This window comes from Arthrobacter sp. 35/47, from assembly GCF_000520475.1.
GTDB lineage: Bacteria > Actinomycetota > Actinomycetes > Actinomycetales > Micrococcaceae > Arthrobacter_D > Arthrobacter_D subterraneus.
In genome coordinates this window covers 184,968-193,216 of sequence record NZ_KI914592.1, presented here as the reverse complement: position 1 = coordinate 193,216, position 8,249 = coordinate 184,968, and the positions used below count along the sequence as shown (strand labels likewise).

The following is an 8,249-nucleotide window of genomic DNA, read 5'->3' as shown; positions in this document are numbered from 1 at the left end:
CCTGATCACCGCGCCGGTGCAGGTTGCAGCCTGTTCCCCGGCCCCGCTATCGCGGCGCGAGGCCCGCAGTGGTAACGGAGCCCGCTCATTTTCCGCGGCCGACACGCGCCCCCGTGACCTGCAGCGCATCGAACGACGACGTCGGGCAGTATCGGCGCGCCGTGACGTATCCTTCGCCGGACTGAGCCAGAAGGTTGCCATCGCTGCCGCTGCCTCCGGCATGGTGCTGACCGTGGCGCTGCCCACCACCGCGGCAGTGGTGCCCTCCGATGCGCAGGCGGCCGCAGGGCCGGCAGGGCAGGCCCAGGCAGAGCCGGTGCAGGCCGCGGCCAACGCCGAGGTCACTTTCGACCGTGCTGCGCTGCACGGCAGGTTTGATCCCGATGCCAAGCTGGTCGAGATTGTTTCGGCGTCCGACGGCGGGATCATCGCCGCGGAATCCAGGGGATCCCTGTCCGCACCGTTGGACGGCGCCGCCATGAGTTCCCCCTTCGGTACCAGGATCAGTCCTATCACCGGCATGGGAGAGCTCCACACCGGCCAGGACATGAGCGAAGCCTGCGGAACAGCAGTCAAGGCCGCAGCGGCCGGGACTGTGACGTTCGCGGGCTGGCATGCCTTCGGTGGCGGCAACCGCGTTGTCGTCAAGCACGCCAACGGACTGGAAACCACCTACAACCACCTTTCCGCGATGGATGTCAGCGTCGGTCAGGTTGTAGAGCGGGGCGAAGCCATCGCGCGCGTGGGGTCCACCGGCGCCTCCACGGGCTGCCACCTGCATTTCGAGGTCCTGGTCGACGGCGAGAACGTCGATCCGCTGGGCTGGCTCTGAACGGTTTCAGGTCCGTCGTTACCGTGAACACACCGTTCCGTGATCTGAATGTGACATACCCCAAAATCTGATGTACCGTCTAACTCGTGCCGAATCGCAGGGGGTTCGGCACTCTCGTGCAGATCGCCTAGCTCTGCCACCGCACGAGGTCCGTTCGCAACAATCGCATGGCAGGGGCGGGGGAACCAATTGTGGGCTTCTTTTTAGAAGTCCTTGGGGTTAAGTCGCAGGATCTGAGACGATCCGCGGCCGGGTGACTCCCATCCGAATCCGACAGCTCACCTCGCAGGCGTAGGGAGAGGCAATTTAACGTGTCAAACAGCTCTGCGCTGGGACGCCATCGTGCGGTTCCGGCTCATACAAGCTCGCTCGCAGCCATTTCGAAGGCTGTATCTTCAAACGCAGGTTCAGTAGGACGTCAGGCCGCGGTCATCGTTGCCGCTTCCGGCCTCGTTCTCACCGCCGGACTTCCGGCCCACGGCGCAGAGGACGCCCAGCGCTCTGCGCAGGCCGTCAAGACGCTCAGCGCAGTAGCATCCCAGCCCACCACCGTCAGTGCCTCCGCTGATGCAGCCGTGACCTTCGAGCGCGCAGCAGTCGAGGCTGTAGCAGCCCCGGTTGCACAGCCCGTGGTTGAAGCCGCTCCCGCTCCCGAGGTTGCCGTCCAGGCTGTAGCAGTCGAGGCCGCTCCGGCGCCGGTTGCCGAGCCCGTGGTCGAGGTTGCAGCAGCTCCTGCTGAGGTCAAGGTCGAGGCCGCCGCAGTGAAGGCTCCCGCAGAGGCCCCCGCCTCAAGCGGAGTCGGCGCAGCACTGGTTGGTTCTGCCTACTCCCAGATCGGAGTCGCACAGGATTGCACCGCCATGGTGGAGAAGGCTCTGCGCTCCATCGGCAAGTCCGTCGGCGACATCGCTCCCAGCGACTTCTTCGCCTTCGGATCAGTTGTTTCCTCCCCCACACCCGGTGACCTCGTGGTCTCCGGTGGTCACGTTGCCATCTATGTAGGCAACGGTCAGGTCATCAGCGGTGGCCTGAATGGTATGAATACCGGCCTTCACAGCCTGTCCGATCTCTCTGGCTACAGCTTCGTCCGCGTTAGCTAAGACCCGTTACCTGGAGCTCCCACTTATGACCTCGAATACCCGTGCCATCGCACGCCACCGCGCCGAAGTTCAGCGCTCAGCCCACCTCTCCTCGATCGCTCGCGCCGTCAGTGAGAACGCCGGTGGCGTAGGCCGCCAGGCAGCCGTCATCGCAGCAGCTTCCGGCCTGGTCCTGACCAGCGGTGTTGCCGCGAATGCGGTCGAACTGCCCACAGAGCGCAACACGCTGACCACCACCCTGGAGGTCCAGGCCGCAAAGGCCCCGGTCCAGGCGCCGGTTGACGCGGAGATCTCCTTCAACAAGACTGCCGTGAAGGCTGTCGCCGCCCCGGTTGTGGCCGCCCCTGTGGTGCAGCCTCTGGCGGAGACCGTCGAGCCCGCGCCGGTAGCGGCGCCGGTCGCCGAGGTCGAAGCACCCGAGCCCGCAGCAGCAGTCGAAGCAACGGTCGCTGTCGCTGCGGAGCCGGCTGTCGCCGAGGCGCCGGCTCCGGCCGCGCCGGAGGTTTCCTCGGGGGTAGCAGCGACCATCGCGGCGGCCGCCAAGGCCCAGCTCGGCGTAACACAGGACTGCACCCGTCTTGCCAGCAACGCCCTCGCCGCGGCAGGCATCAACTTCCACGGTTGGCCGGCCGGCTACCTCTCCCTTGGCCGCACGGTCAGCGCGGGCGAGGCTATCCCCGGAGACCTCATCTACTACGCCGACGGCGGTATGGGCGCAGCCCACATTGCTGTGTACATCGGCGGCGGCCAGGCCGTCCACGGTGGTTTCAACGGCAACCAGACCGTTATTGCGCCGGCCGAGCTCGGCTCCGGCGGCGTGTACATCCGCGTTGGCGGCTGATTCAGCCTCATGAGTGACAAAGCGCCTCCTGCCAGTGCGGCAGGGGGCGCTTTTGTCTGTGCTGATGGTCATGAGCCCGTGCGGCGATTGACGAATCAGCGCCGGAACGGCTTACTCTTGCACTGTCAATCCGAAGTACCCTCGCTGTAGCTTCAGGGGCGTCAGGGGTCTACGAACCCCTTGGGCTATGGACGGCAAAGAGGAATGTGCATGCGCACTCTCGTTCTGAATGCTGGATATGAACCGCTGGCGGTAGTGACCTTCCGCCGGGCGCTTGTCCTTGTGCTCACAGGCAAAGCCAGCGTGGTCGCAGAAGGCGAGGATCCAGTGGTGGGGCCAAACGAAGTCCTGTCCCGTCCGTCGGTCATCCTGCTCAACAGGTATGTGAAGATCCCCTATCATTCCGGCTCCGTGGCGACCCGGCGTGGAGTTCTTCGCCGTGACAACCACCTGTGCGCGTACTGCGGGAAGACCGCCTCAACCATCGACCATGTGATGCCGCGTTCCCGCGGGGGAGAAGACAGCTGGGAGAACCTTGTGGCCTGCTGTCTTCGCTGCAACAACGTCAAGGGAGACAAGACCCTCGCCGCGCTGGGATGGACGCTCAGGTTCGCACCGAAGCCACCGCGTGGATCCTCCTGGCAGATCCGCGAGCTGGAAAAGCCCTCACCGCAGTGGAGCGAGTTCCTGCCCGCAGACAACGCGGCGTGAGCGGCCGGCCTCCCGCCGGCAGGGTCGCCGGAGAATTGATGTTCGACGCCGTCGTGCTGAGCGGCGGACGCTCCTCCCGCCTGGGGGGTGTGGCCAAATCCTCTCTCCAGGTCGACGGGCGGTCCCTGCTGGCGCGCACCTGCGCGTCGCTGGGTGCGGCACGGCGGCTGGTGGTTGTCGGCGCTTCCACCCCGGACGTCCCTGCCGGGCACGAGGTGATCCGCGAGGACCCTCCGTTCGGTGGGCCGGCAGCGGCCGTGAGTGCCGCCGTCGCGCATCTGCGTGCCGACCCGGCGCCCTGGGTTCTCCTGCTTGCCTGCGACATGCCGGATATCAGCCGGGCACTGCCGGCCCTGGTTGCCGGGGCCGGTGCCGGCGGCCGGTCGGTTCTGGCCCACGACGGCGGCAGGGACCAGCCGCTCGCTGCGCTGTACCGCTGGGCGGACCTCGTGGCGGCCGTCGACCAGAAAGAGGTAAGGAATCTTTCTATGCGCGCCCTCCTTGCTAGGGTGACATGGAGTCCAGTTGAAGTTCCCGCAGGCTCAACCAATGACATTGACACGTGGTCCGACGCCCTGCAGTTCGGTGCGGAGGAGCCCGGCGCGGGCAAATAAGCGAGAGGTTCACCATGGAGGATCGGGATCGCCTGCTCAGGCAGTGGAGCGAGTTGCTCCTGGAAACGTTCGAACTTGAGGGGACGGAGATCGACGTCGACGCCATCCTCGCATTGGCCGGCCAGGCGGCGCACTCGGTGGTCCGTCCTGCGGCACCGCTCACCACCTTTATCGCCGGGTATGCGGCCGGAATGGCGGTGGGGATCGGCCAGGCCGACAGTTCCACCGCCATGCGGTCGGCGCTCGAGGCCGCAGGCTCGGCGTGCCCACCTGTTCCCGACAGCGAGGACCGCCGATGAGCGGCGCGGGACACCAGGTGAGTTGGCAGCAAGCACGCCGGTTGGCGTATGAGTCGGCCACCGCCAAGCCCGCACAGACCGTGAATCTCGCAGACGCCCTGGGACAGACGCTGGCTGAACCGGTTGTGGCCCTGCAGCCGATGCCGCATTATGCGTCCTCAGCCATGGATGGCTGGGCACTGAATGGTGAACCCCCGTGGACGCTGATCACACCGATCCAGGAGGACGAGAGCCCGTGGCACCGTGCGCACGAGCACAAGAAGTCCGGTTACGCGACGCTCGAGCCTGGCCAGGCTACCTTCATCCTCACCGGCGGTGTGGTTCCTCCGGGAGCCACCGGGGTCCTCCGCACCGAGCATGGTGCCGTACGGGACGGTGTCCTGACCCGCAACGAGCGGGCGCGTCCCGATGAACCGGCCGAGAATGAGCACATCCGGCCCGCAGGGGAGGAAGCAGCCGAAGGAACCCAGGCGATCGCCGCCGGCTCCGTGCTGAATCCCGCCCAGATCGCGCTGGCTGCCGTCTGCGGCTATGACACGCTTCCCGTCCTGCGTGCGCCGCGGGTCTCCCTCCTGCTGACCGGGGATGAGGTCATTGAATCCGGTCTGCCGGAGCCGGGTCAGGTACGTGACACCTTCGGCCCGCAGTTGCCTGGCCTCATCGGGATGCTGGGCGGCCATGTGGATACCGTCGCGCGGGCCCGGGATGATCTCGATGACGTGGTGGCCGCCATCAGCGCAGAAGCCATGGACGAAGTATCACTTGCGCGGGCGTCGGGGGATATGCTGATCAGCACCGGAGGCACTGGAGCGTCCGACGCCGATCACATCCGGCGTGCCCTGACGGTGCTGGAAGCGGAGCTGATCATCGACGGCATCGCGATGCGGCCGGGTCACCCGACGCTGCTTGCGCACCTGCCCGACGGGCGTTTCTTCGTGGGCCTGCCGGGTAACCCGCTGGCCGCGATGATGGCGCTGCTTACTGTCGGTGCGCCGCTCCTTGCAGGCCTGCGCGGAGCAGCTTTTCCCGAATTACGTTCGGTTCTGGCTGGTGTTGGGTTCAAACCGTTGCCGGGCCGCACCCGGTTGGTGCCGTACCGCTCTGAGGACGGGCGGGCCATGCCCACGGTCCACCACCGGTCGGGCATGCTGCGTGGACTGGCTGACGCCGACGGGGTACTGGTTGTGCCGGAGCAGGGCTGCGAAACGGATGAGAAAGTCGAAGCGCTGCCCCTGCCGTGGTTCAGCTGACTGAACCACGGCAGGTACGCGGGGCTCAGACCGTCGCCGGCATGTCCTTCTGAGCGTTCTCGTCGCTGGTGCCTCCGGCGGGACCGTCAGCGGCACGCTCCAGACGGACAATGACGCCCTTCGATACCGGGGTGTTGCTTCCCTTGACCGTGTCGTCCAGCGGCACCAGGACGTTGGCCTCGGGGTAGTACGCGGCGGCGCAGCCGCGGGCGGTGGGGTAGGCCACCGCGCGGAACTTGCGCAGCGCCCGGTCCTTGCCGTCCACATACTCGCCGTGAACGTCCAGCAGATCGCCATCCTTGAAGCCGAGCTCTGCCAGGTCCTCGGGGTTCACGAAGACCACGTGCCGGCCCTTCTTGATGCCGCGGTACCTGTCGTTGTAGCCGTAGATGGTGGTGTTGAACTGGTCATGGGAGCGCATGGTCTGGAGGATGAGGCGTCCCGGCGGGCAGTCCAGCGGGTCAAGCTCGTTGACGGTCATCACGGCCTTGCCGGTGGGAGTGTTGAACTTGCGCGCATCACGCGGTCCGTTCGCCAGCAGGAACCCGTCCTTCTCGCGGATCCGGCGGTTGTAGTTCTCACAGCCGGGCACCACGTGCGCGATGTGGTCGCGGATGCGGTCGTAGTCGTCCTCGAAACCCTGCCAGTCAGCGGCGATACGGTCCCCGAGGGTGGCGCGTGCAATCCGGCTGACAATCGCAACCTCGGACAGCAGGCCCGGTGCCACCGGTTCAACCCTGCCCTCGGAGGAGTGTACTGCGCTCACTGTGTCCTCGACCGAGACGAACTGCGGACCAGTTGCCTGGATATCGATCTCGGTACGGCCTAGCGTGGGCAGAATGAGTGACTCCGTGTCCGTTCCCACAACCGTGTGCGACCGGTTCAGCTTCGTGGAGATCTGAACGTTCATCTCCAGGTTCTGCATTGCCGATTCCGTGGCGGCGGTGTCTGACATCGCGGCCACGAAGTTGCCTCCCAGAGCGAGGAAGAACTTGATGTCGCCGTCGCGCATCCCGCGCACTGCCGCCACCGAATCGACACCATGCTCGCGCGGAGGCTCGAAGCGGAATTCCTTGCCGAGCGCGTCGAGGAAGGAGTCCGGCATCTGCTCCCAGATTCCCATGGTGCGGTCGCCCTGCACGTTGGAGTGCCCGCGGATCGGTGAAGCGCCCGCACCTGCCCGGCCCATGTTGCCGCGCAGGAGGAGCAGGTTGATGATCTCCTTGATGGTGCCCACGCCGTTTTTCTGCTGTGTGACGCCCATGGCCCAGGTGATGATGGTCTTTTTCGACTTGATGTACCGGTCGGCCAGCTCATCGATTTCCTCGGACCGGAGGCCGGTGGCCTCCAGTACTGTCTGCTCGTCCAGGGTGGCAAGGTGCGCACGCAGCTCATCCAGCCCCTCGCAGTACTTGGCGATGAACTCGTGGTCCAGCACGGTGCCCGGGTTCCTGTCCTCGGCTTCAAGGACGCGCTTGGAGATGGCCTGCAGGAGCGCCATGTCACCGCCGGCGCGAATCTGCAGGAACTGGTCGGCCAGGTCGGTGCCGCGGCCTACAACGCCCTTGGGCTTCTGCGGGTTCTTGAACCGCCGCAGGCCGGCCTCGGGGAGAGGGTTGACGGCGACGATCTGGCCCCCGTTTTCCTTCTGCTTCTCCATTGCGCTCAGCATGCGGGGATGGTTGGTTCCCGGGTTCTGGCCGATGACAATCATCAGGTCGCAGTTGAGGTAGTCGTTATAGGCGACGGTGGCCTTGCCGATGCCGATCGTCTGGCTCATGGCCACGCCGGAGGATTCGTGGCACATATTCGAGCAGTCCGGCATGTTGTTGGTGCCGAGCCCGCGGATGAAAAGCTGGTAGATGAAGGCCGCCTCGTTGGAGGCGCGGCCGCTGGTGTAGAACGCTGCCTCATCCGGGGACCCAAGGCTCTTCAATTTGTCGGAAACAAGCGTGATCGCCCTGTCCCAGCCGATCGGCCGGTAGTGGTCTTCGCCGGCTGCCTTGTAGACGGGCTCGGTGAGCCGGCCCTGCATGCCCAGCCAGAACTCGGAACGTCCCCGCAGTTCCGTGATGGAATGCTCCGCCCAGAAGTCCGAGGACACCGTCACCGGGGTTGCTTCCCACGTGACAGCCTTGGCGCCGTTTTCACAGTATTCAAAGGTGCTGCGGTGGTCCGACGGGTCCGGCCACGCGCAGCTCATGCAGTCGAAGCCCTGCTTCTGGTTCATCCGGAGCAGGGTTCGTACACTGCGTTCGACGCCCATGTGCTTGAACGCCGGTTGCATCGAGTGATACACACCGGGCAATCCTGCCGCCCAGTCCTTGGGCTTGCTGACGTCGAGATCGTTCTCGTCTGCTTCCTCGACGGGAGGGTTGGAGCGTGTCATGGGCGCATCCTTTCTGGGCCGCTTCTCAGCGCTGAGTGGTCCTACCTGACCCATTGTCGCTCAGGATCTGCCCCTATGGGGACAACGAGCTCCGGTAGCTGGTCTACCGGAGCGTCAACTAGGCTCAGTCCAGACCTACACGAAGGACAACCTCGATGACGCGAGTAATGGATCGGCGCCGAATCACACGTTACCGGCTGGACGGCGCTGCGT

At 65.6% G+C, this 8,249-nt stretch carries 8 protein-coding genes and 1 riboswitch; of the genes, 7 read left to right on the top strand and 1 reads right to left on the bottom strand.

The window, feature by feature from the left end; genetic code table 11:
• From X803_RS0107575 to X803_RS18550, 7 genes are all read left to right on the top strand, one after another.
• On the top strand, window positions 1–832 hold an 832-nt coding region (locus X803_RS0107575; RefSeq protein ID WP_343299611.1), incomplete at its 5' end, for a M23 family metallopeptidase.
• Between the two features lie 114 nt (window positions 833–946).
• Window positions 947–1,138, top strand: a riboswitch (cyclic di-AMP (ydaO/yuaA leader).
• A 5-nt stretch (window positions 1,139–1,143) separates the two neighbouring features.
• The gene (locus tag X803_RS0107570) at window positions 1,144–1,932 is read left to right on the top strand and encodes an NlpC/P60 family protein (protein WP_026544668.1); all 789 of its coding nucleotides are present in this window, start codon (window positions 1,144–1,146) and stop codon (window positions 1,930–1,932) included.
• 25 nt (window positions 1,933–1,957) lie between these two features.
• Window positions 1,958–2,773 carry an NlpC/P60 family protein gene (locus X803_RS0107565; RefSeq protein ID WP_026544667.1) on the top strand — a complete coding sequence of 272 codons (816 nt, stop codon included), beginning with the start codon at window positions 1,958–1,960 and terminating at the stop codon, window positions 2,771–2,773.
• 210 nt (window positions 2,774–2,983) lie between these two features.
• Window positions 2,984–3,484 (top strand): HNH endonuclease, encoded by a 501-nt coding sequence (locus X803_RS0107560; RefSeq protein WP_026544666.1) that lies wholly within the window; start codon window positions 2,984–2,986, stop codon window positions 3,482–3,484.
• On the top strand, window positions 3,481–4,098 hold the full coding sequence (locus X803_RS0107555) for a molybdenum cofactor guanylyltransferase (RefSeq protein WP_245702758.1): 618 nt from the start codon (window positions 3,481–3,483) through the stop codon (window positions 4,096–4,098). Before X803_RS0107560 ends, X803_RS0107555 begins: the two co-directional genes overlap by 4 nt.
• Before the next feature lie 14 nt (window positions 4,099–4,112).
• Window positions 4,113–4,397 (top strand): DUF6457 domain-containing protein, encoded by a 285-nt coding sequence (locus tag X803_RS0107550; RefSeq protein WP_026544664.1) that lies wholly within the window; start codon window positions 4,113–4,115, stop codon window positions 4,395–4,397.
• Window positions 4,394–5,647 carry a molybdopterin molybdotransferase MoeA gene (locus X803_RS18550; RefSeq protein ID WP_084033521.1) on the top strand — a complete coding sequence of 418 codons (1,254 nt, stop codon included), beginning with the start codon at window positions 4,394–4,396 and terminating at the stop codon, window positions 5,645–5,647. The genes X803_RS0107550 and X803_RS18550 overlap by 4 nt, the downstream gene beginning before the upstream one ends.
• A 25-nt stretch (window positions 5,648–5,672) precedes the next feature.
• On the opposite strand, the gene X803_RS18545 is transcribed toward X803_RS18550, so the two are convergent.
• Window positions 5,673–8,036: an FdhF/YdeP family oxidoreductase gene (locus X803_RS18545; protein ID WP_051470565.1), complete on the bottom strand. Its 2,364-nt coding sequence runs from the start codon at window positions 8,034–8,036 to the stop codon at window positions 5,673–5,675.
• Window positions 8,037–8,249 lie beyond the last annotated feature (213 nt).

Bases quoted from the DNA above. Each gene is read 5' to 3' on its own strand.
- X803_RS0107565 (WP_026544667.1), top strand. From the start codon at position 1,958: ATGACCTCGAATACCCGTGCCATCGCACGCCACCGCGCCGAAGTTCAG.
- X803_RS0107560 (WP_026544666.1), top strand. From the start codon at position 2,984: ATGCGCACTCTCGTTCTGAATGCTGGATATGAACCGCTGGCGGTAGTG.
- X803_RS0107550 (WP_026544664.1), top strand. From the start codon at position 4,113: ATGGAGGATCGGGATCGCCTGCTCAGGCAGTGGAGCGAGTTGCTCCTG.
- X803_RS18550 (WP_084033521.1), top strand. From the start codon at position 4,394: ATGAGCGGCGCGGGACACCAGGTGAGTTGGCAGCAAGCACGCCGGTTG.
- X803_RS18545 (WP_051470565.1), bottom strand. From the start codon at position 8,036: ATGACACGCTCCAACCCTCCCGTCGAGGAAGCAGACGAGAACGATCTC.